The 23,247-nt window shown below is 52.1% G+C and carries 20 protein-coding genes; 14 read left to right on the forward strand and 6 right to left on the reverse strand.

What is annotated here, in order from left to right; all coding sequences use genetic code 11:
- Positions 1 to 118 precede the first annotated feature (118 nt).
- From CF651_RS30395 to CF651_RS30410, 4 genes are read left to right on the forward strand one after another with little or no spacing between them, the layout of a single operon-like run.
- Complete coding sequence (locus CF651_RS30395) at positions 119 to 1,015, forward strand: ABC transporter permease (protein ID WP_245856221.1); 897 nt, start codon at positions 119 to 121, stop codon at positions 1,013 to 1,015.
- Between the two features lie 29 nt (positions 1,016 to 1,044).
- The gene (locus CF651_RS30400; RefSeq protein ID WP_094018617.1) at positions 1,045 to 1,917 is read left to right on the forward strand and encodes a carbohydrate ABC transporter permease; all 873 of its coding nucleotides are present in this window, start codon (positions 1,045 to 1,047) and stop codon (positions 1,915 to 1,917) included.
- A gap of 40 nt (positions 1,918 to 1,957) precedes the next feature.
- On the forward strand, positions 1,958 to 2,665 hold the full coding sequence (locus CF651_RS30405) for an NPP1 family protein (protein WP_245856219.1): 708 nt from the start codon (positions 1,958 to 1,960) through the stop codon (positions 2,663 to 2,665).
- Positions 2,649 to 4,244 carry a hypothetical protein gene (locus tag CF651_RS30410; RefSeq protein ID WP_094018618.1) on the forward strand — a complete coding sequence of 532 codons (1,596 nt, stop codon included), beginning with the start codon at positions 2,649 to 2,651 and terminating at the stop codon, positions 4,242 to 4,244. The genes CF651_RS30405 and CF651_RS30410 overlap by 17 nt, the downstream gene beginning before the upstream one ends.
- A 110-nt stretch (positions 4,245 to 4,354) precedes the next feature.
- On the opposite strand, the gene CF651_RS30415 is transcribed toward CF651_RS30410, so the two are convergent.
- Together CF651_RS30415 and CF651_RS30420 are read right to left on the reverse strand one after the other, a co-directional pair.
- Complete coding sequence (locus tag CF651_RS30415) at positions 4,355 to 4,942, reverse strand: GerMN domain-containing protein (RefSeq protein ID WP_094018619.1); 588 nt, start codon at positions 4,940 to 4,942, stop codon at positions 4,355 to 4,357.
- A 24-nt stretch (positions 4,943 to 4,966) separates the two neighbouring features.
- Positions 4,967 to 6,373 carry an N-acetylmuramoyl-L-alanine amidase family protein gene (locus tag CF651_RS30420; RefSeq protein WP_094018620.1) on the reverse strand — a complete coding sequence of 469 codons (1,407 nt, stop codon included), beginning with the start codon at positions 6,371 to 6,373 and terminating at the stop codon, positions 4,967 to 4,969.
- Between the two features lie 333 nt (positions 6,374 to 6,706).
- On the opposite strand from CF651_RS30420, the gene CF651_RS30425 reads away from it, so the two are divergent.
- Entirely contained in the window at positions 6,707 to 7,543 is an 837-nt protein-coding gene (locus CF651_RS30425; protein WP_094018633.1) for a YitT family protein, read from the forward strand.
- 75 nt (positions 7,544 to 7,618) lie between these two features.
- Positions 7,619 to 8,062, forward strand: a complete 444-nt coding sequence (locus tag CF651_RS30430; protein WP_094018634.1) for an OsmC family protein — start codon at positions 7,619 to 7,621, stop codon at positions 8,060 to 8,062.
- A 205-nt stretch (positions 8,063 to 8,267) separates the two neighbouring features.
- Here CF651_RS30430 and CF651_RS30435 read toward each other — a convergent pair whose 3' ends face one another.
- Positions 8,268 to 9,461, reverse strand: coding sequence for an oxalate decarboxylase family bicupin (locus CF651_RS30435; RefSeq protein ID WP_094018621.1), 1,194 nt, complete (start codon positions 9,459 to 9,461; stop codon positions 8,268 to 8,270).
- Positions 9,462 to 9,669: 208 nt separating this feature from the next.
- Between CF651_RS30435 and nagZ the strand changes: the two genes are divergently transcribed.
- Entirely contained in the window at positions 9,670 to 10,941 is a 1,272-nt protein-coding gene (nagZ, locus tag CF651_RS30440) for a beta-N-acetylhexosaminidase (protein ID WP_094018622.1), read from the forward strand.
- A gap of 203 nt (positions 10,942 to 11,144) precedes the next feature.
- On the opposite strand, the gene CF651_RS30445 is transcribed toward nagZ, so the two are convergent.
- Entirely contained in the window at positions 11,145 to 12,365 is a 1,221-nt protein-coding gene (locus CF651_RS30445; protein ID WP_094018623.1) for an MFS transporter, read from the reverse strand.
- 367 nt (positions 12,366 to 12,732) lie between these two features.
- Between CF651_RS30445 and CF651_RS30450 the strand changes: the two genes are divergently transcribed.
- The 4 genes from CF651_RS30450 to zwf all read left to right on the forward strand — a co-directional run bounded on the left by CF651_RS30450 (position 12,733) and on the right by zwf (position 17,306).
- Positions 12,733 to 13,452 (forward strand): metal ABC transporter ATP-binding protein, encoded by a 720-nt coding sequence (locus tag CF651_RS30450; RefSeq protein ID WP_094018624.1) that lies wholly within the window; start codon positions 12,733 to 12,735, stop codon positions 13,450 to 13,452.
- Entirely contained in the window at positions 13,386 to 14,264 is an 879-nt protein-coding gene (locus tag CF651_RS30455; RefSeq protein ID WP_094018625.1) for a metal ABC transporter permease, read from the forward strand. The genes CF651_RS30450 and CF651_RS30455 overlap by 67 nt, the downstream gene beginning before the upstream one ends.
- A 46-nt stretch (positions 14,265 to 14,310) precedes the next feature.
- Positions 14,311 to 15,351, forward strand: a complete 1,041-nt coding sequence (locus tag CF651_RS30460; protein WP_094018626.1) for a metal ABC transporter substrate-binding protein — start codon at positions 14,311 to 14,313, stop codon at positions 15,349 to 15,351.
- 404 nt (positions 15,352 to 15,755) lie between these two features.
- Positions 15,756 to 17,306, forward strand: a complete 1,551-nt coding sequence (gene zwf / locus CF651_RS30465; RefSeq protein WP_094018627.1) for a glucose-6-phosphate dehydrogenase — start codon at positions 15,756 to 15,758, stop codon at positions 17,304 to 17,306.
- A gap of 183 nt (positions 17,307 to 17,489) precedes the next feature.
- Here zwf and CF651_RS30470 read toward each other — a convergent pair whose 3' ends face one another.
- Entirely contained in the window at positions 17,490 to 18,656 is a 1,167-nt protein-coding gene (locus CF651_RS30470) for a serine hydrolase domain-containing protein (RefSeq protein ID WP_094018628.1), read from the reverse strand.
- Between the two features lie 226 nt (positions 18,657 to 18,882).
- Between CF651_RS30470 and CF651_RS32085 the strand changes: the two genes are divergently transcribed.
- Positions 18,883 to 20,061: a M48 family metallopeptidase gene (locus CF651_RS32085; RefSeq protein WP_179233075.1), complete on the forward strand. Its 1,179-nt coding sequence runs from the start codon at positions 18,883 to 18,885 to the stop codon at positions 20,059 to 20,061.
- Positions 20,062 to 20,360: 299 nt separating this feature from the next.
- Here CF651_RS32085 and CF651_RS30485 read toward each other — a convergent pair whose 3' ends face one another.
- The gene (locus CF651_RS30485; protein WP_245856220.1) at positions 20,361 to 21,365 is read right to left on the reverse strand and encodes an ABC transporter substrate-binding protein; all 1,005 of its coding nucleotides are present in this window, start codon (positions 21,363 to 21,365) and stop codon (positions 20,361 to 20,363) included.
- A gap of 173 nt (positions 21,366 to 21,538) precedes the next feature.
- Between CF651_RS30485 and CF651_RS30490 the strand changes: the two genes are divergently transcribed.
- Positions 21,539 to 22,429 carry an NAD(P)-dependent oxidoreductase gene (locus CF651_RS30490; protein ID WP_094018630.1) on the forward strand — a complete coding sequence of 297 codons (891 nt, stop codon included), beginning with the start codon at positions 21,539 to 21,541 and terminating at the stop codon, positions 22,427 to 22,429.
- Between the two features lie 183 nt (positions 22,430 to 22,612).
- A complete protein-coding gene (locus tag CF651_RS30495; protein ID WP_094018631.1) occupies positions 22,613 to 23,197 on the forward strand; it encodes a GntR family transcriptional regulator in 585 nt (194 codons plus the stop codon).
- Positions 23,198 to 23,247: the final 50 nt, after the last annotated feature.

Consider the following 23,247-nt stretch of genomic DNA (forward strand, 5'->3'; position numbering starts at 1 on the left):
TGGTTTTTTATGTCCACCGTAAGTGTGTAGTCGATATTCGCCTTAGTCTCGAGGGCTCGGAGATATGGCTAAGAGACAGTCGCATAACTGGTTAGGAGGAGGAGTCCCTTTGAGAGGCATGAACACATACCTGAGCCGGTATTGGCAGCTGTATGCGATGCTGCTGTTCCCCGTCGTTTATTTCGTCATCTTCAAGTACGGTCCGATGTACGGTGTGACGATTGCTTTTAAAAATTTCAATTTCTTTCAAGGCATTAACAAAAGCCCATGGATCGGCCTCGATACGTTCCGGCAAATTTTTAAGATGGACTCATTTTATTTGGCGCTTCGCAACACGTTCATGCTGAATTTTCTCGATCTGGTGTTTTCGTTTCCGGCACCGATTTTATTGGCTTTAATGCTCAATGAGCTGCGCACCATCTGGTTCAAGAAAATATCCCAAACGATTCTGTATTTGCCCCACTTCATTTCGTGGGTCATTATCGGAGGCATCGTCTATCAGGCCTTCTCGACGAACTCGGGGATGGTCAACCATCTGCTCGGAAATTTCGGAATCGGTCCGATTCCGTTTCTATCGGATAAATATTATTGGCTTCTCACTTACTTGGGAACAGGGATTTGGCAAAGCGCAGGCTGGGGAACGATCATTTATTTAGCCGCATTGACAGCCATCAATAAGGAGCTGTATGAAGCTGCCGATGTGGACGGTGCGGGCCGCCTCGCGAAAATTTGGAACATTACGCTGCCGGGAATCCGCTCCACCATTGTTGTGTTGCTGGTGCTCAAGCTGGGGGAAATGGTGCAAATCGGCTTTGACCGGCCGTTTGTGATCGGGAATGTGACGGTAGCTGATTTTTCACAGGTGCTCAGTACGTTCGTCTATAAAATGGGGATGCAAACCGGGGAATATTCGGTGGCTACAGCAGTCGGATTTTTCCAAGCCGTCGTAGGTCTTGTCTTCATTCTGACGTCCAACTATATTTCCAAGAAAACGACGGATGAAGGGATTATTTAGTCTCCTACATCTCGAAAGGAGTAACGTACATGAAAGGTAAAGCGGTTAACCCAATGTTTGACGGAGTGAACGTAGGTCTCCTCTTGATCAGCCTGGTCCTGTGCCTGGCCCCGTTCCTTCATATCGTTTCCATCTCCCTCAGCTCCAATAAACCGATCATGTCCGGCATCGTGACGATTTTCCCGGTTGAGCTGAACTGGGAAGCGTACAACCGTGTTCTGGCGGACGCCTCGATGCTCCGCTCGCTGGGGCTTTCTATCGGACTAACGGTACTGTTTACCGTTCTGTGTATGACGATGACGATTCTTGCGGCTTATCCGCTGACGAAGACGGAATTAAAAGGGCGCAAGACGATCATGTATATGATTGTATTCACCATGTTTTTTAGCGGGGGGATCATCCCGGAATATATTTTGGTGAAGCAGCTGCATTTGGTCAATACGATCTGGTCCTTGATCCTTCCGATGCTGGTGAATCCGTTCTATTTAATTATTTTGATCACGTTTTTTAACGGTATCCCCAAAAGCTTGGAGGAGTCGGCGGAGCTGGACGGCAGCAGCCATTTCGGGACGCTGGTCCGCATTATTCTTCCGCTCTCCATGCCGGCAATTGCTACACTGAGTCTGTTCTACGCGGTAAACCGGTGGAACGGCTTTATGGACTCGCTCTTCTACATCACAAAGCCGGAGCTGTATCCGCTTCAGCTCAAGCTGTACCAGATGATCATGAACAGTATGATGACCGACCAAATGCAGATGGAAGGAGCCCAAATCGTACAGATTTTGCCGGAAAGCCTGAAGGCGGCCAGCATCGTCGTAGCGACTCTGCCGATTCTGATTGTATATCCATGGCTCCAAAGATATTTTGTTTCCGGCATTATGCTCGGTTCGGTGAAAGGGTAAGCAGAGGCAAGGTATAAGGCTTAAGGAAGTGAGGGATTCGGTGTTGGACACAGCGCTTGCGATGAAGTATGCTCCGGTGATCTGTTTTGACAAGCGGGAGCCTTTCTATCCTGTTCGTGTTGGGGTCAGTGTGCTGCAGGAGACAGGACCTTCCCCTTCGTTTCGCCGGGAGCTGCGCTTTCAGCTTCCCGGTCTGGAGAGGATCATTGAATACGCAATTTACTGGGATTACGATATGCAGCATCTGTATGAATTGGAGCATGTATGGGTGTACGTTGGCGTGAATGGCGAGGTGTTGGATGCAGAAGCCAGCTTCCATGGCAAATATGTCAAGGGACTGCTCCCCAACCGTACGAATGTGGTGGAAGGCACGCATGTCCGGTTGTATTCACAGCCGGGCAAGCATGCCTTTTCGCCGCTGCCCGAGCTGTTCGAGCTTTTGCCCCATTTGCGTTCAGCGGTACAGGAAGAAGCGGGGGCTGACGGCTTAAGCGTACCGGACATGTTTCGCGGTATTTATGCTACCGACGAGCATACGGATCGGCGGGTTCGACGGTATCTGCAGTCATGTGCCTTCGAGCCGTCTATGAAGTTCGAGGAATACCGGCTGGGCGAAGAGCTGTTCATGGAGTGGCCGCAGCTGTTTGAAGAAATTCCACAGCGGATCCGGATGGAGCTGGATCGACTGATTGCCTTAGAAGAAGCGACAAGTAATGAGGGGGACCCTGGAGATGGAAGCGGTATATGAGAGATTGGTATTGCTGTATGACGAGGTGACGGAATCTACGTTGGGCAAGCAGGTGCGGACGTCGGGTTCCAAATATGCAGGCGGCATCATGGATGATTCTCTGATTCCGCGGCCCAACCATGGAGGAACGCCGAGCGTCATGGCATGCTGGGCATGTGCATTGGTGAATCCGGCATCGAAGTATTACCGTGATGCAGCGGTTTTATCCGCATTGGAGCTGGCAGCGGATTTCATGCTGAACCGTCAGCATGCGGACGGTACCATCTCCTTGGGCTCGACGAATTTCAATTCGCCGCCGGATACCGCCTTTGTTGTCGGCGGTGTGACTCAAATTTATAAGCTGCTGAGCAGCCAGGACTGGCCGGACGTCCGGCCAGCGGCGGAGAAGCTGCGGTTGTTCCTCGAGCGGACGATTCCGGCGATGCTAACCGGCGGCTGCCATACGCCGAATCACCGCTGGGTGCTAACCGCAGCGCTGTCGCTGCTGTATGAGATCTTCGGTCTGCCGGAGCTGCTGGAGGCGGTTCGCCGCAACCTGCGCATGATGGTGTATCTCGTGCATCCGTCCGGTGAAATCGTAACCGACTACTCGGGACGGCAGGATTTCGGCCATACGTATTCGATGGCCACGTATTTCCTGGCGTACCGGCTTATGGCCGCGCTGGACCGGGATCCGCTGTTCGCCGCGATGGCGGACTACGCCGGATCCTTTATTCAAGGAACGGAGGCCGTGAATAACAATGCGCTGCTGCAGCTCATGGTCTACCCGCAGCAAACCGATCTTTCCGGCCTGGAACGGGCCTCGCTGCCGGACCGTTATGTCAAGGCGATCAATAGGGAACATCCGATGGAAGAGCACCTCGACCGGATCGATAGCATAGGTCATCATATGAAAATAGAGCACAGCAGCATGCATCTCGCCTTCGGCGCGCCTGTCGTGCGCATAAGGGAACAGGATACGAGCGTGACGCTTATGACGAGAACGCCGTCCTTTTTCTCGATGCGGCATGGGGCGGTCCGTCTGCTTGGTGTAAAGCTCTCGAGCGCTTTTTCACCCGGCGTCGTGAAGTTCGACAGTCTAGTGCTGGAGGATGGAGTGTATAAGCTGGGTATCACGATGGAAAAAGGGTATACCGGACCGATCCCACGGCAGCTGCTGCCAGAACGGGAGGGGCAAGCTTCCGGCAGCCCTTGGTATTTGCTTGCGCATCAGCATCGCCCGGTTACTCATCTGCAGACCCATCGTCTAACGGCAGAGCTGACACCGGGAGAATCGGAGTGGAGTATTAAAATCAGCTCGGATGAGCGCGAGGACGTTGCGACGCAGCTGACGTTTATTTTGGGCGTGGAGGGGACGTTAAGCGGAGAAGGGGTGAATCAGGCGGAGCACAGCCGGTATTTCCTGAAGAGCGGCAAAGCCCGCTATGAAGCCGGCGGCGAAGCCATAGAAATCTCTTCCGGCGCTTGGGAGCATGGCGTGCCTACGCTTCGCAACGACGATCACCCGGCGGGCTGTCGGTACGTGCATGTAAACCTGATCACGCCGTTCGAGCGCACGTTTACAGTCAGGCTGTTGTGAAACGGGACCTTCTATAAGATGCAGGTTAAAGAAAATACCACCGCTCGCCTCGGCGAAAACGGTGGTATTTTTTGTTCAAGGCCGACGCAGGGACGCAGCTTTGGCAGAAGCTATTTCTCCCGCTTCATCGGGTGCGGCAGGTCCATATGGCCCATTAGCGATTCAGCGGGCTTGCCGTCCACCAAAATATCGATGGCGTCCACCTCAGGGAATTGGAACAGCGTCTTCTTCATCGCCTCGAGCAGCATCTGCTCGCCCGGTGCGCCCAGACGTCCTTCGCCGGAGACGGTAACGTCGACAGTCAGCTTTTTATCCTTCAGCACCGCGGATTTAAAGCCAAGCGCTTCGGCCAAGGGCACCAGATTGCTATCCTTGGGCGCTTTTTTCAAGGTCCACAAGGCTGCCGTATACTTATCCTTCTCCTCCTTATAGGAGATGGCGACCTGCTTCTCAACCAGCTTGGTTTGCTGCTCGTCGCCGTAATAAGCTTTAATGTTGCTGTGAATCGGCTCCTTCTCCTTGTCGGCCGGCGCCTCTTTTTGAACCGGAGGCGAGGTCGTCTGGCTGTTGTTGGCCTGGGGAGGCTCGGAGCCATGGGACGCGGGGCCGCCGCTCAAGGCCGGTTTTTGACCGCAGCCGGACAAGGCCAGGGCGATTGCCCCCAGAAGCACGATTCCGCGCAGCGTATGTTTTGGCATCGAAGCCACCACCTTTATCTTGTCTTATGGAATGTGAAGTTGTTCTTTAATTCCGGCAACGATGGCCGATGCCACCTTGTCCTGGAATGCCTCGTCAAACATAAGGGCTGTATCTCCTTCATTGGAGAGATACCCGATCTCGAGCAGAACAGCCGGCATATTAGTTACTTTTACCACGCGGAATGGCTGTTGACGCACGCCGCGGTCAGGCAGTCCTGTCGCGGCCGTTACATGCTTGTGCATGATATCGGCAAACTCGACGCTGTCGGATTTGTAATAATACGTTTCGGTTCCTGTAGAGGACGCCAAATAGCTATTGCCATGAATGGAAACAAACACATCGGCATTCCGGTCATTCGCGAACTTGGCCCGGTCATCCAGCGGGACGAACGTGTCGTCATTGCGTGTGATGAAAGGCTGAATTTGTGCTTCCTGCTGGAGTAACGCGTATACCTTCAAGCCCATCGCCAAATTAAATTCCTTCTCTACCCGGCCATTCACAGCCTTGGCGCCGGGATCCTGGTCCCCGTGGCCGGGATCGATGACAACCTTGTATTTCGCTCCCTTCTGAAGCACGCCGGCAAGCGCCGCCGTATTCAGGCCCGACTCCCAGCTTAAGTCAGCGGTTTCCTTCATATCCAATACAATACGGACAGAATAAGGATTCATATTGAATTGGGAATAACGGACATTGGAGATATACACATTTTGGGACACAGTGCTGCCGCTTTTGGAAGCAGAATTGGTATAAAGCTTCGGATCCAGGACGGCATTCGGTATATCTATGACGATTCGTTCCGGATCATGGAGGGCAAATACTGTAGGACTTAACTGTCCCGAATCGGCTTTGACCTGCAGCTTGGATGCCGTGGCAGCAATGGATGTAATCTTAGGCAGCGGTTTCCCGTTGGCATCCGTCGCGGGCTTGTCCGTCGGGCTCGCAGAAGGCTGGGAAGGGGACTCTGTAACAGGCAAAGCCGGCTCCTTCGTCTTTTCCGTTAAATAAACCGCTCTGGATACATCGTTCCAATTGACCTCGATGCCCATCGTTTCGGCGATGAACCGCACCGGCAGCAGCGTATTGCCATCGATAAGCACGGGAGCGGCATCCAGTGTATTTTTGACACCGTTCACGCTGGCCGAAGGCTGGTCAATTGTCATTTCAATTCGGGTGTCAGCTTTAGTGATCGTTACTTTATGGGCAGCCTGGTTCCATTCCACCTTGGAGCCTAAGCTTTCAGCGATAATGCGAACGGGAACCATCGTGACATCCTTAATAATCCGGGGAGCAACCTCAGGATTCAATTGCTTGCCGTTAAAAAACAACGGAACGCCGGCATCGGTAGTTTGGCCATTCGCCAATGCCAAGGCGGGGAGCAGGAGGACAATCAGCAGCAGCGATACGATTGTTGTAACTAGCCTTAACTTCATCTTTCACCTCTAAGTCTGAAATAATCATAGAGGACCGCCAAGATCCTCGTTATGGTTGGGAAAATCTTATTCGCGTAAGGGACATCGGCCGGCACAGGTTCTCATATGTAGTGAAATCGTTAGACAGCATAACCCCCTTTTCGACAGCTTACAATCTATTAGACTCGTCTCACTGGATAATGTTTCATTCGGAACAGTCCTATTTTGTAAATTGAGTCTTTGGGCATAAAATCTGTCCTGCTGCAAAGGAAGAAACGGCGATGTTGCTGAAAATAAGCTTATCCAGTATAATTTAGGCTTTATCTTATGGGGGAATAGGTGGTCATCATGCAGATGAAACAACGACTTGTGGATTTAGGCTTTCTTGCGGCAGGCTCTTTGCTGTTTGCCCTGGCTGTCAATCTGTTCGTCATTCCGAACCAATTCGGCGAGGGCGGCGTGACAGGCGTCACGATTATTTTATATTATTTGTTCCAGTGGCCGCCGGGGCTGGTGAATCTGATTCTGAACGCAGTTTTGATGGGGATCGGTTATAAGTTTCTGGACAAAACGACGATCGTGTATACGGTGATCTCGGTCATGCTGAATTCCTTATTCCTGTTCCTGACCGAGGGGTGGCGGATTGACTCGAATGAGCCGGTCATCAATGCTGTATTCGGGGGTGTTTTTGCCGGGATCGGCTTGGGCTTGATTATCCGCACGGGGGGAACGACTGCCGGCTCCACCATTTTAGCGCGGATTGCCCATAAATATTTGGACTGGAATATCAGCTATGCGCTGCTGTTTTTTGACCTGATTGTAGCGGGAGCCTCCTTCTTCATCATCGGTGCGCAAAGCCTGATGCTAACGATCGTGATGCTTTATGTGGGGACCAAGGTCATGGATTTTATCATTGAAGGCGTCAATCCCAAAAAGGCGGTGACCATTGTTTCGGAAATGCAGGATCAAATCGCAGAACAGGTCAATGCGCAGATGGACAGAGGAGTGACGGTACTGTACGGCTACGGGCACTATACCAAAAAGCCGCGCAATATGCTCTACATCGTCATCCATAAGCAGGAGGTGAGCCAGCTCAAAAAAATCGTCCGGTCCCTGGATCCGCGGGCATTCATTACGATTCATGACGTACGGGACGTATTCGGTGAGGGCTTTGTCGAGTTGTCCAAATGAAATAAATCATATTTACTCTATCGGAATTATATGGTATTATTTGTTCAATACATTTTAACGATTGGAGTGAGTGTCATAGCTGCTACAACATTTAAAGCAACGGCACATTTGCAGGAAGGCGTAGTTGTTAAGGTTCGTTCCCGAAATTTCGAATTTACCATCGATGAACCGAAAAGCTTGGGGGGAACCGACACGGGGATGAATCCGGTTGAAGCGCTGCTAGGCTCTTTGGGGGCCTGCCAATCGATCGTAGCCAGAGTATACGCTTCAAAGTTCGATATCCGCTTGGATGATTTTTGGGTAGAAGTGGAGGGAGATCTCGATCTGGACGGATTTTTCAAGAAATCCGATGTGCGTCCCGGTTATTCCGATATTCGCTATACCTTTCACATCAAAACGGATGCACCTAGAGAGCAAGTGGAGGCGTTCGTCCGGTTTTTGGAAGAAACCTGCCCGGTAGGAGATACCATTGCCCATGCAGTAAATTTGAAATTAAGCGGCATCATTATTGAAAATTAATTTTACATAACCACAAATAAACCTGGCCTCATGGGCCAGGTTTATTTGTGCAGCTATGAAAGTATAAGTTTCCTAACCTTGGTCTACCTTGACAAACGGATGCCACTTGGAAAGATGGCGAGGCCGGGTATCCTTGTTGGCACATCAGTGAGTGATCGGCTATACGTGCTCGCTCTGTTCAAGCGAGTGAATGGCACCGATCACGTTACTTTGGAGTGTACGTGAAGCCGGGATATTTCACCACAGGTGATTTTTCCTTGTGAAGGGATTTCGTAAATTCCGCTCCGACCTTGAGATTGCTCTGAACGAGTTCGGAAGGAGTCAATGCCAGCCATTGGTTGAGAGAGACGTCTTCAAACCGGTCGCTTTTGAACATTTCGAGAAACCAGAGCGGCTGCGTGCCCGTGTTTTGGATATAGTGACCATAGGCAAAGGGCACATAGCCGACATCTCCGGCTCTGTAATCGAACGTTCTTGCCGTGCCATTGCCTGCGAATACCGTCATGCGGCCTTGCCCTGTAAGATAATATTGCCATTCATCATTGTTAGGATGCCAGTGCAATTCCCGCATTCCGCCGGGCTCAATCTCGACAAGAGCGGCAGCGACCGTTTTGGAGATGGGAAAGTTGGTGGAGTCTACGATTCGAACGCTGCCTCCGGAGGTTCGGATAGGCTGCTGTGCCAGCAGCTGGTGCTTGAAGCTTTGGGGAACCGTTCCGTTCGGGGAGGCAACCGTTTGGCTCGATAGGGAACCGGGTACTGCATCCTGGTAAATGTACACCTGACCGGAAGGAATCGAATCCATCAAGCTGGCTGGAACACCGAAATTGGCGGACAGCACCTCCTTGGGCGTGTGTGCAAACCAATCGGAAACCGATAATGTATTCAAATCCGAAAAGCTGCCGTCGTCAAACACGAGCAGAAATTCGCAGCCGTTTTCCAAGCCTTGAATAGAGTGAGGAATGCCGGGAGGGAAATACCACAGATCGCCGGGGCCTATATCGGCAATAAAATTGTGTCCGTTCTGATCGACGGAAGTAATTCTTGCACTTCCCAAGATCATATAAGCCCATTCGGCCTGCTGATGCCAGTGCAGTTCTCGGACGCCTCCGGGGGTCAAGCTCATATTGACGCCGGCGAGTGTCGTTGCGATAGGAAGCTCGCGAACCGTGATTTCACGGGACCAGCCGCCTTGATTGAGCTGCATGTGCGTGTCCGAATAAGCGAATCGCAGATTCGGAATCAGACCTGCGTCGGTCACGGGCGGGACCAGCATGTTGGGATTTTCCATATCCCTCATAATATCCCGGGGGCCTAAATCGACTGCTCCTGCACCGTCAGGACGGATGGGCTGCGGGATGTCGGGGGAAGGCTCTTGATTTCGTCTGGAATTACCCATGGTTAAAAGCTCCTTTCCTGAATATCAGCTTGACATGCGGGGTTCTTTAATGTTCAATATTCTCAATTTATTCGACTAAATAGCCCGGTATGCTCCAGCTGGGGACTATTTCCAGAGGGAAGCGTTCATACTAAAGAGAGAGCCAATTAATCGGCTCACAACACAACATCTTTGGACAGAAACCTTCCAGCATAAAGGAGTGTGTCCTATGGATCATCGTATCCGCAAATGGCTGAAATGGAGTCTATTATACTGTGTCTGTCTCGCAGGCTTAGCCGGCTGTCAACACCGCTCGTCAACGCAGCCTGCTCCCATGCCGCCCTCACCGGGTTCGCCGCTGGAGCAGGGGCAAGAACCGAGTGCGAAGCCTCCCGACAAGGGGAGTCAAGCGCCGCAGCCGCTGCTGCAAATGAGTCTAGACGAGAAAATCGGGCAAATGATATTTGCCGGTATCGACGGAGAACAGATGAATCCCGAGACGCGTGGTCTGCTGCAGAACGACCATGTAGGGGGTCTTATTTTATATAAGCCGAATGTGAAAAACAGCGGGCAGCTGGTCAATCTGCTGAATACGTTAAAACGTGCAAATGCGGGGAACAAGGCTCCCCTCTGGCTTGGGATGGATGAGGAAGGAGGGAGGGTAACGAGGCTCCCTGACGAAATGGTCAAAACACCGGCGAATCAAACGATAGGCAGGACGGCGAATCCCGCATTCGCTTACGGCGTCGGCAGCTTGCTGGGAAAGGAATTATCCGCGTACGGGCTGAACGTCGATTTCGCCCCCGTTCTTGATGTGAACAGCAATCCGAACAACCCGGTCATTGGAGACCGTTCTTTCGGTACTACAGCCTCTCTGGTCAGCTCCATGGGGGTCCAAACGATGAAAGGGCTTCAGGAGCAGCGCGTGCTGCCTGTGCTCAAGCATTTTCCCGGGCATGGGGATACGTCTGTCGATTCGCATGTGGGCTTGCCTGTCGTGCAGAATGACTTGAACCGGCTTCGCAAGCTGGAATTGATTCCTTTTGCGGAGGCATTCAAGAAGCAGGCGGACGCAGTCATGGTTGCCCATACTTTACTCCCGCGAATCGATGCGAAAGTACCGGCCTCCCTGTCCAGGGAAATCATGACGAATCTGTTGAGGAATGAGATGGGTTATGACGGGGTTATTATGACGGATGATATGACCATGGGCGCTATCGAGCAAAATTACACCTTAGGTGAAGCAGCGGTGCAATCGGTGCTGGCCGGGACGAACGTCGTGCTGGTCGGGCATGAATACGGCAAGGTAACGGCGGTCATTCAAGCCCTTCGGCAAGCCGTGCAGGATCATCGCATTCCGGAGGAGACGATCGATCAAAGCGTGGCCCGGATCCTGAAGCTGAAGCAGAAATATCAAGTGAAGGATACCCCTGTACCCGTGCCGGACGTCGATTCGTTGAACGCATCCGTCAAAGACCTGCTGAAAACCTATATGCACTGATAAGGATAAAAGCGGACGCTGCGCTCTTGCCCCGGCGCAGACCAAAAGCAAACAACAAGAACCTGGTATGGGGCGAGGCCACTGAAAAAGCTGCGAGCTGCATGGACGGATCCTTCTTCCGATCGCTTACGCTTCTACAGAACGATTCCGTCCACTCCGCCCGTTTTTCAGCGGCCTCCATTGGGCCAGGTTCTTTGTCGCGCTTAATGAGCGGAGGAAGCGGTCATGGTGAGCTTGCGTTCTACGAGGTAGCTGGTCATGGCCCCGATAAGCCCTAGTGCAGCCAAAGCTGCAGCCAGCCAGGGGACGGAGGCTAAGCCTGAATACGTAATGGCGAGGCCGCCCAAATAAGCGCCTCCGGCATTCCCGAGGTTCAGCGCGGAATGGCTTGAGGTGGCCGCCAGCAGGGGCGCTTCCCGCGTCAAATTCATAATGCGAACCTGAATGCCCGGCATAATGCCGAATGCGGCAATGCCCCAACAGAATACAGTAATGACAGCCAAGTAAGGATGCGGCAGCATAAAAGTCAATACGGCCAGAATGACGGCCAACACCCCGAAGTTGGTCATCAGCGACGGCATCAGCTTCCAATCGGCCAGTTTGCCCCCGAGCATATTGCCGATGGTGACGCCGAAGCCGAACAAGACGAGAATCCAGGTCACGCTGTGCTCGGCGAAGCCGCTAATATTCTCCAGCATCGGAGTTATGTAGGTGAACACCGCGAAGAGGCTGCCGCAGCCGAGTGCGCCTGTTAAGAGAACCAGAAGCACCTGGGGATTCATCAAGTTTCGGAATTCTTTAGCAAGGTCAGGCGCGTGCTCCTGACGGATGACCGGAATGAAACGAATGATGCCGGCAAGCGAGAGAATACCGAGTATTGTTATCGCTCCGAAAGACGCCCTCCAGCCCAGCTGCTGGCCAATGAACGTACCGAAAGGTACGCCAATGATATTGGCTATGGTAAGTCCGGCAAGGACGATGGAAACGGCGCTCGCCCTTCGATCCGGCGATACGAGACGGGTAGCGATCAAGGAGCCTACCCCAAGAAACGTTCCGTGTGCAAATGCTGTCCCGATGCGTGCTGCAAGCAGCAGCCAATAGGTAGGGGCAATGACGGAAAAAGCATTCCCTATAATAAAAATGCACATCAGCAGCACGAGCAGTTTTTTTTGCGGGACCTTGTGGGTCAGAATGGTTAACACAGGCGCCCCGACCGCTACGCCAAGGGCATAGCCGGTAATAAGCTGGCCTGCCTGCGGTATCGTAACATGCAAATCGTTCGCTACATTGGGCAGCAGCCCCATAATGATAAATTCGGTCATGCCGATGGCAAATGCCCCCAGCGTCAGACATAAAAGGGATAGCGGAAACCGTCCCTTTGTACGAGCAGGTGAGGCTTGAAGATCAGGAATGGAAGCTTGCATACGATTTCTGTCGACTCCTTGTCCGTTAATTGATGTTGCAGCTGCGTGAAGCTTCTCTATGTGTATCCTCGCAGCCCAGCAGGTTCATTGCATAGTATAACAGGTAATGTCAAGCTGCGGGTAGGGTAGTTGTAAATGATAAGGGAAAGTCATTGACAGGCTGGCTGTAAGGCTGTTATGATCTATATCGTAATAATTACTATTATATAAATCCGGCAGTGTTGAAGAATTTATACCGTCATTTCCTCATGTAGGAGCTGCAACGGGATATCAAGAGCGTTCGGGGCATTCCAGTTCCGCTAATTAATCGTAATTATTACATACATAAAGATGGGGGAAATGACTCCATCGGAAAGGAAGTTTGCTTATGCTATTGGCTTCATTGAAGCAAGTTGAATTTGGCTATACCGATGTCCCGTGCCTTGAACAGGCCGATATCGATATTTATACAGGTGAGTTCGTCGCCTTAACCGGCCCGAACGGAGCATCCAAAACGACGCTGCTCAAACTGATGCTCGGTTTGCTCCGGCCATGGAAGGGGACCGCGTTCTTGTCAGCCAAAGGTCCCGAGGGCAACCGGCTTGTGACAGGCTATGTGCCTCAGCACATTGCAGCCTTTAACGGCGGCTTTCCAAGCACGATTGCCGAGTTTGTTCTCTCGGGGAGGTTCGTTAGAGGATCCTGGTTGAGAAGGCTTCGGGAGGAAGACCATAGGCTGACTCAAGAGGCCTTGAAGCAGGTGGGGATGTGGGAGCATCGTCACCGCAAAATCGGGGAGCTGTCCGGAGGGCAAAAGCAGCGAATTTGCATTGCCCGCGCACTGGCGCAGGAACCGGATCTGCTTATACTGGATGAGCCGACAACCGGGATGGATCACACCAGCAGGCTGGCCTTTTACGCATTTTTGCGTCAGCAGGCGACCCTGCACAATCGTGCGATAGTTATGGTGACGCATAGCTTATCCGAGGTGAGCGCCTACCTGGACCGGATCATTTCATTGGAACGAAAGGAGGACGGTGAATGGAAATGCTGCACTACGACTTCATGCAGAGGGCATTTTGTGCCGGCGGGATCATTGCCCTATTAGCATCTGTGCTGGGGGTTTATCTGATGCTGCGCCGGCAGGCGCTTATGGCGGATATGCTGTCCCATATTTCGTTGGCGGGCGTAGCGGCAGGGGCTTACCTGCACATCAACCCGACCTGGATGGGGTTTGCTACAGCCATTATGGGATCGATCGGAGTCGAGTATGTGCGCAAATCGTACCGGACGTACAGTGAAATATCGATAGCGATCCTGATGATAGGCGGTTTATCCAGCGCGGTTGTACTCATGAGCATGAATCAGAGTTTGAACAAAAGCTTCTCATCCTACTTGTTCGGCTCCGTTGTTGCCGTCAATTCCTCAGAACTGGCTGTCCTGATGACCGTAGCTTTGCTAGGCGGGAGCTTTTTTATACTGCTTCGCCGTCCCTTGTACCAAATGCTGTTCGATGAAGAAACGGCCCGGACCAACGGCTTGCCTGTTCGCTGGATTTCATTGGGCTTCAGCGTGCTTACAGGCATGATTGTCTCTGCCGCCATGCCGGTTGTTGGTGTACTGCTGGTATCTTCGTTGATCGTGCTTCCCGCTGCACTGGCGATTCGTCTGGCCCGAAGCTTCAAGGCTGCCCTGCTGCTTGCGATGTGCATTGGACTGGTCGGCGTAGGTGCGGGACTAACGGCTTCCTTCGAGTGGAGCACGCCGCCCGGTGGTACGATCGCGCTTGCCCTGCTGCTTTTCCTTATGGCCGGAATTACGTTGAAGCAAGCGATGCTGAAATGGCGGCAAGCCTTCAATCACCAAGCCGACAAGGCGGTTCCGGGTGAAAAAACTGGCGAATTTACTAGGGTTTCTTAGGTTTAATCAATACAATACATAGAGTTACGATAGGGAGGATATCATGATGAAATTTTGGTTTAGTAAAGCGGCGGCTCTAGCTGCCATGTCATTGTGGCTGTTGGCGGGCTGCACGGGGAATGCGGGAGGCTCCGGCTCTGCAGGATCAGCGGCTTCCAGTCCGTCCACCCCAACCAGTGCATCCAGCCCGTCCAATCCAGCTTCTGCTTCCAATCTATCTGCAGAGAGCGGTCCGAAGCTGAAGGTTGTGGCAACCTTTTACCCGATGGTTGAATTCAGCAAGCAAGTAGGAGGAGCATACGCGGAGGTCATCGGTCTCATTCCTCCCGGCGTCGAGCCGCACGATTGGGAACCGAGTGCGAAAGATATGATACAGCTGAAGGAAGCGGATGTGTTCGTATATAACGGCATGGTGGAGGGCTGGGCTGAGAAGGCATTGAACAGCGTGCCCAATGAGAAGCGGACGGTTGTGGAAGCAAGCAAAGGAATCGAGCTGATGCAAGGCCTCCCGGAGGAGGAGGAAGAAGAAGGGCATGCCCATCACGAGTCTTCGGAGGAAAGCATCATGGACCCGCACGTTTGGCTCGATCCCGCGCTTGCCCAGAAGGAGGTCGCATCGATTCAAGCTGCCTTTGAGAAAGCGGACCCGGCCCACAAAGAGGCGTATAAGAAAAATGCAGAAGCGTATATTACTCAGCTAAAGCAGTTGGATGAAAGCTTCCGAACGGAGCTGAAGCAGGTAAAGCGCAAGGAATTCGTTACACAGCATGCGGCCTTCGGCTACCTGGCCAAGCAGTACGGGCTGACCCAAATCCCGATTGCAGGCTTATCCCCGGAGCAAGAGCCGTCCCCGGAAAAAATGGCGGACATCGTTAATTTCGCCAAAGAGAAGCAGGTCCGAACGATTTTTTTCGAAACGTTAGTCGACCCGAAGGTGGCTAATACCATTGCCAAAGAAATCGGAGCGAAGACGGATGTGCTGAACCCCATTGAGGGCTTAACGGAGGAAGACAAGCAAAAAAATCTCGATTACATCGGTATCATGAAAAATAATTTGGCTTCGATGAAAAAGGCCCTTAACGAATAATCGTTATATCTGCATGCAGCAGTGAATAAAACAAAAGCATCCCGGCCATACTATTTTTCGACGGTGAAAAGAGAGGTGTGGTTCCGTTGGGCGATCAACGAGCAATACCGGGAAAGTTGTTAGAATCTGAATAGAAGCGAGGGGATGTGCCGCAGAGACGTTATTGTAGTACCCCATACTGCAATGTGTTCCATGTGGTAAGACCTAAGGTTCAAAAGAGGTTCAAGGCAATATTCACAAATCAATTCACCGTTAAAGGGCCCGCAAGGGCCCTTTTCTTTTTGTCATTTTTCATGAAAGCTTCATTTGGTTTTCATCATTTCTTCATGATACTTACAAAAATAAACTGTACGATACATTTATCGATAGATTCTAACAATTAGTAAGTGATAGGAGGTTTCCCAATGGAAGCTGCAACGTTTATTTTATTCGGTTCTACAGGAGACTTGGCCAAACGTAAAATTTATCCGGCACTTTTTAATTTATATCTTGACGGCAAGCTGCCGACTGCTTTTTCCGTCATTGGACTTGGAAGAAAGGCGGTATCGGACGCCGAATTTCAAAGCAGGATTGAACAATCGATCCGTTCGTTCTCAAGAAGAAGGGTACAGGACGAAGCCGGCCTGAAGACATTTCTTGAAGCCTTCCGTTACTCCTCTTTGGACATTCCGGTGTTAGGGGATTACAGCCGGCTGCTTGAGCTTGTAAAGCGTAGAGAGGCTGAGCTGGGCATCCCGGAAAACCGCATCTTTTATATGTCGGTGGCGCCTGAATTTTTTGGGACGATTGCCCACTCTATTAAGGAAAGCGGCTTAGGGGCAGTGACAGGCTGGAAGCGGCTGATCATTGAGAAGCCATTCGGCAGAGATTTGACAACGGCGCGGGAGCTGAATGCGAAGCTGGCGCAGTCGTTTGAAGAACGGGAGATTTTCCGGATCGACCATTATCTTGGCAAACCGATGATTCAGAACCTCGAGGACCTCGAGTACACGAACCCGATTTTGCAGGCTCTGTGGACGAACCGCTATATCGCCAACGTGCAGATTACGGCCAGTGAAACCGTCGGCGTTGAAGAACGGGCAGGCTATTACGATCACTATGGAGCGGTTCGCGATATGTTCCAGAATCATATGCTTCAGATCCTGATGATGCTTGCGCTGCAGCTGCCCAAGCATAGTACGGCGGACAATGTGGCTTTTAAAAAGAAGCTTGTTCTCGAATCGCTGCGCCCCCTATCTAAGGAAGACGTCAGACTGAACGTGGTCCGCGGCCAATATACTTCCGGGGTAGTGGAAGGCAAGACTGTGCCCGGCTATACGGAGGAGAAGGGAATCGATAAGGCTTCGGCGAATGATACGTTCATCGCTGCGCGGCTGTGGATCGATAACTATTTCTGGAGCGAGGTTCCGTTCTACATCCGGACCGGCAAAAGGCTGAATGAAAAGTCGACGCGGATTGTGATTCAGTTCAAGGATCCGCTGGAAAAGCCGAATGGCAAAAATATGCAGGCCGCACCGAACCTGCTCATTATTGAAATTGGCCCGGAAGCGGGAATTTCCTTCCAGCTTAACTTGAAGGAGCCGAACCAGGGAGAAGGCATCGAGCCGATCCATATCCGATATTCCGCGGATCAGAAGGATGTGCCGGAGGCGTATGAGAAATTGTTCCGCGATGCATTGATCGGCGACTCCACTTTCTTTGCTCATTGGGATGAAGTAGAGATGTCTTGGCAATGGGTACAGCCGATTCTGGAGGCGTTCGAGGAAAACCTGGTGCCGCTTGAGCTTTACCCGGCAGGCAGCAACGGCCCGAGTGCTGCGCATAAGCTTCTGCAGCAGGATGGCTACCAATGGTGGCTGGATCCTGAGGATTCAGCACAGGGGGCAGATTCGGAGTCCGAAGCAGGTAAAGGCAGTGTAGAGCCGACCTCGGCCGCTCCTGCTATGACCGTCTAACCTTCACTTACACGCACCCGTGGCACACCTGCCAACGTAAGTGTGAATTCCAATAAATAAGCTCCTTGCTTGCAGCCTGATGATATTTGCTGCAAGCAGGGAGCTTATTTTTGCAACGATCCAACCGGGATCATTCAACGCACCCGTCCGCCGAAGGATGGAGGGGGCGGTTGTACTTGTCCGCTACAGGGAGCCGTAGATGACATTGCGCATTCTGGGATGGTGGTAAGACTCAAGATTCGGCAGCAGCTGCTGCATGTACACTACGGAAAGCTCTGCCTCGGGATCCATTAGCGTCCAGCTTCCTGCCATCCCGCTCCAGCCGAATTCTCCGGGATTGCTGTTGCTTCCGCCTGCCGGCGGATCGATCATGACCCTGACTCCCAAGCCATAGCCATAGCCTGCTTGCTGCGGCCAATGATAGTCGGCCAACTGCTGCGTTCCGAGATGGTTCGTCGTCATGAGCCGTAGGGTATGGGAACTGAGGAATTGTTTGCCTTCCCACGTCCCGCCGGCCGTCAGCATCCGGGCGAAACGGATGTAATCGGTTGTAGTAGACAGCAAGCCGCCACCGCCGCTTTCGAATAGGGCACCGGGCTGGTAATTCGCATCCATACGCGTATTTTTCGTCAACGTTCCATCTTCCGTCCGATCGTACATGCTGCACAGCCGGTCCAGCTTATCGTCCGGAATCCGGAAGAACGTATCCTCCATGCCTAGCGGATCGAACAGCTCCTCCTTCAGAAACTGACCCAATGATTTACCCGACCAAATCTCGATTAATGCGCCCAGAATATCGTGGCTGAAGCCGTACTGCCAGTGAGTTCCCGGGTCGAATGCAAGAGGGGCTGCGGACAAAGCCTTCGTCAGGTCACGGACGTTGAGCGTTTCGCCGTTCTCTTGGCTGCTGCGCAATTGCTGCATAATCCCGGCAATCGTCCGTGCCGTCTCCTGCTTATCACCTCCATAGGTTAAGCCGGAGGTCATCGTAAACAAATCTTTAATCCGGATCGGACCTGCCGCCGGAGAGGTGGTGAGAACGCCTGTAGGACTGTAGCGGTATACTTGGGGGCTGCTGAACTCGGGAAGATATTCCTCGAGCGGATCGTTCAATAAATAAAGTCCTCGCTCATAAAGCATAAGTGCCGCGGTGCAGGTGATGATCTTGGTCATGGAATAAATGCGGAAGATCGTATCCGGGCGAATCGGACGCTTCGTTTCCAGATCGGCGTAACCGAAGCTTTGCTCGTACACCACTTCATTTCCTTGAGCGATGATACAGGAGCACCCTGCGGGGCCTTTCTCAATAAAACGTTGCAGCAGCTCAGATAATCGGGGAAATCGATCCATAACAGCCTCCTATATGGGAATAGTTTCCTTTCCCAATTATCGTAGCACTTGCAAGCACTGTTTAGCAACGGGGAGCCCTCCTATAAATCCCGATAAATTAGTCTATAATGGAAAGGAGAAGGCGGACATCGGAAGGGCGGGAGAAGAAATGAAACGGGCTTGGGCTTGGCTTGGCGTTTTCCTTATATATTGTATCGCGGTCTGTACCTACTTCCTGAGGCAGCCCATGAATCCTGTACCCTTGGCATTACGAGGCGGGCCTGCCGATCCTGCCAGCTTTATGACCGCAGATCAGCTGCAGAGCGTCCACAGGCTGTCGACGATTGAGAACATTTCGTATTTTATTTCTACCCCCGTGACCTGGGCCATTTTACTGCTTATGATGGGATTAGGTGTGTCAGCCTGGTTTCGGGAGCGGGCGGAGTGTCTGTTCCGCGGTTCTTTTTGGCAGGTCGCCGTCTATGTGGTGCTGCTGCAGCTGGCTATCCAAATCGTGGATCTCCCTCTGGATTATTACCTTCACGAGCTTGAGCGTTCGTACGGATTAACGAGCCAAAGCCTTGGATCCTGGCTGACGGATATCGCAAAGGGCTTCGGCGTTAATCTGATTGTGACGATTCCTGCGGTGTGGCTGATCTATGCTGCCATCCGCAAAAGTCCCCGCCGTTGGTGGCTGCTCGGTTGGGCGGTGTCGATTCCTTTGACGTTATTTTTCACGTTTATTCAGCCTGTGGTAATGGAGCCGATTTTTAACGATTTCAAGCCGCTGCAAAATGAACAGCTGAAGCAGCAAATCCTGCAGCTCGCGAAGCAGGCGAATATTCCAACGGATCAAGTATACGAAGTGGATAAGTCCAAGCAGACGAACAGACTTAACGCCTATGTGAGCGGGATCGGCTCCACCACCCGGATCGTGCTATGGGATACGACGCTGCAGAAGCTGAAGCCCGATGAAATTTTGTTTATTATGGCGCATGAAATGGGGCACTATGTCAAACGCCATGTGCTCTGGGGAACCCTATGGGGGATTGTGGAAAGCTTGTTCGGCTTTTGGCTTGCCTATCGATTGTTCATATGGATTCATCGCAAGTGGGGCAAGGGGCTAAGGGTCAGGGACACATTGGATTATGCCGGACTGCCGATTCTCCTGCTCCTTGTTTCGGTGCTTTCCTTTGCGGCTTCGCCGGTAGACAACGCCATATCCCGGATGCATGAGCACAGTGCGGACGAATATGCAATTCAACTTCGCAAAGACCCTGGCGCCGGTGTACGGGCGTTTCAAAAGCTTGCCGCAGACAGCATGTCGGATGTATATCCGCCCGCCCTCGTTCAATTTATGCTCGGATCGCATCCGACGCTTGCAGATCGGATCGATTATATCCAGCATTACAAAGCTCTCCCATGAATCCCATCACCGTTTGACCGCAAAAAAAACAACCCGGGCTGAAGAAGGAGGCCACTGCTGCGGCTGCATGGGGGGCAACTGAAAAAGTCACCGCTGCATGTACAGATCGTTTTTCCGATCGCTGTCGTCCCTGGATTTTTTTGAATTTCACCCCGCTTTTAGCAGGTAAAATCCAGGGAAAAAGGCGAACGCGTCCGCTTCTGCAGAACGATTCTGTCCACTCCGCCGCTTTTCAGTGGCTCCGGGTTGTGGTCATCTGCGTATTGCAAGCCTAAAGTGCCCGGCGATGCAGGCTTTGCTTATTTCTTCAGCACGTACTTCTCCAGATCATCCAGCATCAGGTTTGCAGAAATAATGCTGCCAGAGCTGTTCCAGATGTCGTCATTCACCTTGTACACCTGTCCCTTCTTCACAACATTCAAGTTGTTCCATAGCGGATCCTTCGTCCACTCCTGCTCTACCTGGCTGGCTTCTTTCTTATCGTTATCATAGGTATAGTAGAACAGCATATCACCTTCCATATCCGGGATCCGTTCTTTATTCACTTCGTCGGCGAATTTGTCTTGATCCTGAACCTTCGGCCGTTGAAAACCGATTTTTTGCAGCATGAAGCCGGCAAACGTATCTTTATAATAAATCCGCGTTTTTCCCGGGATAAAACGAACGAGGGATATTTGCCGGTTCAGGCTGTCTCCGGCTTTGGCTTTAAAGTCCGCAATCCGTTGGTCCAGCTTGCCGAGCAGCTGATCGCCTTCGGCCTTCTTATTCAGCGCTTCGGCGTACAGCTTGAAGTTTTTTTGCCAGTCGGCGTTGATTTTCTCCGAAAATACGGTAGGTGCTATTGCAGACAACTGGGCATATACCTTCTCTTGACGCAATTTATTGCCGATAATCAAATCCGGCTTCAATGCGGCGATCGCTTCCAGGTTCGGCTGATTCTCGTCGCCAACCACCTGTACGCCATCCAGATCTTTTTTTAGATGCTCGTAAAAAGGGCTCCCGGTCCATGATTTGACGGCCCCGACCGGCTTTACGCCCAAGGCCAGCAGTGCCTCGGTGCCCTCGTTCGTCAGGATGACGACCTTGGAGGGGTTACCGGTAATCTTGGTTTCCCCCATGGCGTGCTTGACCGTGAGGGGTTGCCCGACTGCCGCAGGCTGCTCCTTTGTTGGTTGGGCGGTGTCGTTTGCTTGCTCCTTCGTACCTGTGGTGCCGCAGCCGCTTAATACCAAGCCGATACTTAATAGCCCGGTCAGCAGCAAGGCTGCCGGCTTGTTGAATGTGTGCCGAATCGTAAATAACAAGTAAATCTCCCCTTATGTAGTCATGAAATGGTTTAATAATGAAAATCATTCTCAATGATTTTACTTGTTCCTGGAAGGGCTGTCAATAGAGCCGCTCCGTTTTGTTTGCAGTTTTCTCCGCAAAAGGTTACTTTAAATAATAGGTAACAATCCAAGTCGGGGAGGAATCGTCCATGAGTATAACACCCATATCCAAAGGAGCGGCCATCGGCTTTATCGGCACAGGCGTAATGGGACAAAGTATGGTCAAAAATTTGATGGCTGCCGGGTATCAGCTGCATGTATATAACCGGACCAAGGCCAAGACGGAGCCATTGGTTGCGCTTGGCGCGATAAGTCACGATTCGCCCGGTGAGCTTGCGCGCCATGTCGATCTGCTGATCAGCATGGTGGGATATCCGCATGATGTGGAGCAAATCTACTTAAGCGAGCAAGGGATTCTCGCCAATGCGAAGCCGGGCACGCTCCTCGTTGATATGACGACTTCCAGCCCGTCGCTTGCACGGCGGATTGAGCAGGAAGCAGCCAATAAGCAGTGCTTCTCGCTGGATGCCCCCGTATCCGGAGGGGATATCGGCGCCCGGGAAGGCCGGCTGTCCATTATGGTTGGCGGCGAGGCTGCGGTATTCGAAGCGGTGAAGCCGGTTTTTGAAGTATTGGGAACGAACATTGTCCATCAGGGAGCGGCCGGAGCGGGCCAGCATACGAAGATGAGCAACCAGATTGCGATCGCTTCCAATATGATGGGGGTATGCGAAGCGTTGGCTTACGCCAAGAAGGCGGGGCTGGATCCGTCCCATGTGTTGAAAAGCATCGAATCGGGTGCTGCGGGCAGCTGGTCCTTAAGCAATCTCGGACCGCGGATGATCAACGGCAATTTCGAGCCCGGGTTTTACATAAAGCATTTCATCAAGGACATGGGAATTGCCCTGGAGGCAGCCGATGAAATGGGCTTGGAAACGCATGGTCTGAAGCTCGCGCGGCAGCTGTATGAGCAGCTTGCCGAACTGGGTGAGGAGAATAGCGGAACCCAAGCATTGTACAAGCTGTACACCACTTCATAGCACATACGACGAGGCAGCACTTTCCCGATCGGAGGGGAGGTGCTGTTTTTCATGCGCCAACGCATGTCGGGATTTTGCAAATTGAGGATTGAAATGAAACTAACATACTAGTATCATAAGTATGAGGTGGAGAACGATTTCCTAATCGTGGATCTTTCCCAAGAAGTCTCCCGGGAGGTTGGCATGGCTGAACAAGTGACCGCAATCAAAGATAAGAAGGGGCTCATCCGGGATCAGGTGTACGATGCCTTGAAGAAGGACATTATGGAGCTGCGATTGGAGCCCGGCCGTCTTATATCGGAGAAGGAGCTCGTCGATCGGCTGGACGTCAGCAGAACGCCCATCCGTGAGGCTCTCGTCCGGCTCACGCAGGAGGAGCTCATCGAGACGACGCCGCAGAAGGGATCGGTCATTTCCTTGATTGACCTGACGCACGCGGACGAATCGAGATTTGTTAGAGAAACGCTGGAATCGGCTATCGTACGAGAAGCTTGCGACAAATTGAACGGGGAGCAGGTGCTGCAGCTTCAGCATTTGATTTCTTTGCAGGAGCTGAGCTCCAGGGAAGAAAATTATGAGCGGCTTTTTGAGCTTGACGAGCTATTTCACAGAACCATAATACTTGGCTGCGGCAGGCTTCGCACCTGGAGCCTCATCCAGCAGGTGACGACCCATTACAACCGTATCCGGTATTTGCGGCTGGCTGCCAATCATGATTGGCAGATCATTCTCTGTCTCTTTTACACATCTCCGAGCCCACGAGATTAAGGGCTATTTCGTTAGCCGTCTTTTGCTTTCAAAACAACAATAAAAAGTCA

It is taken from the genome of Paenibacillus rigui (assembly GCF_002234615.1).
GTDB classification, from domain to species: Bacteria; Bacillota; Bacilli; order Paenibacillales; family NBRC-103111; genus Paenibacillus_S; species Paenibacillus_S rigui.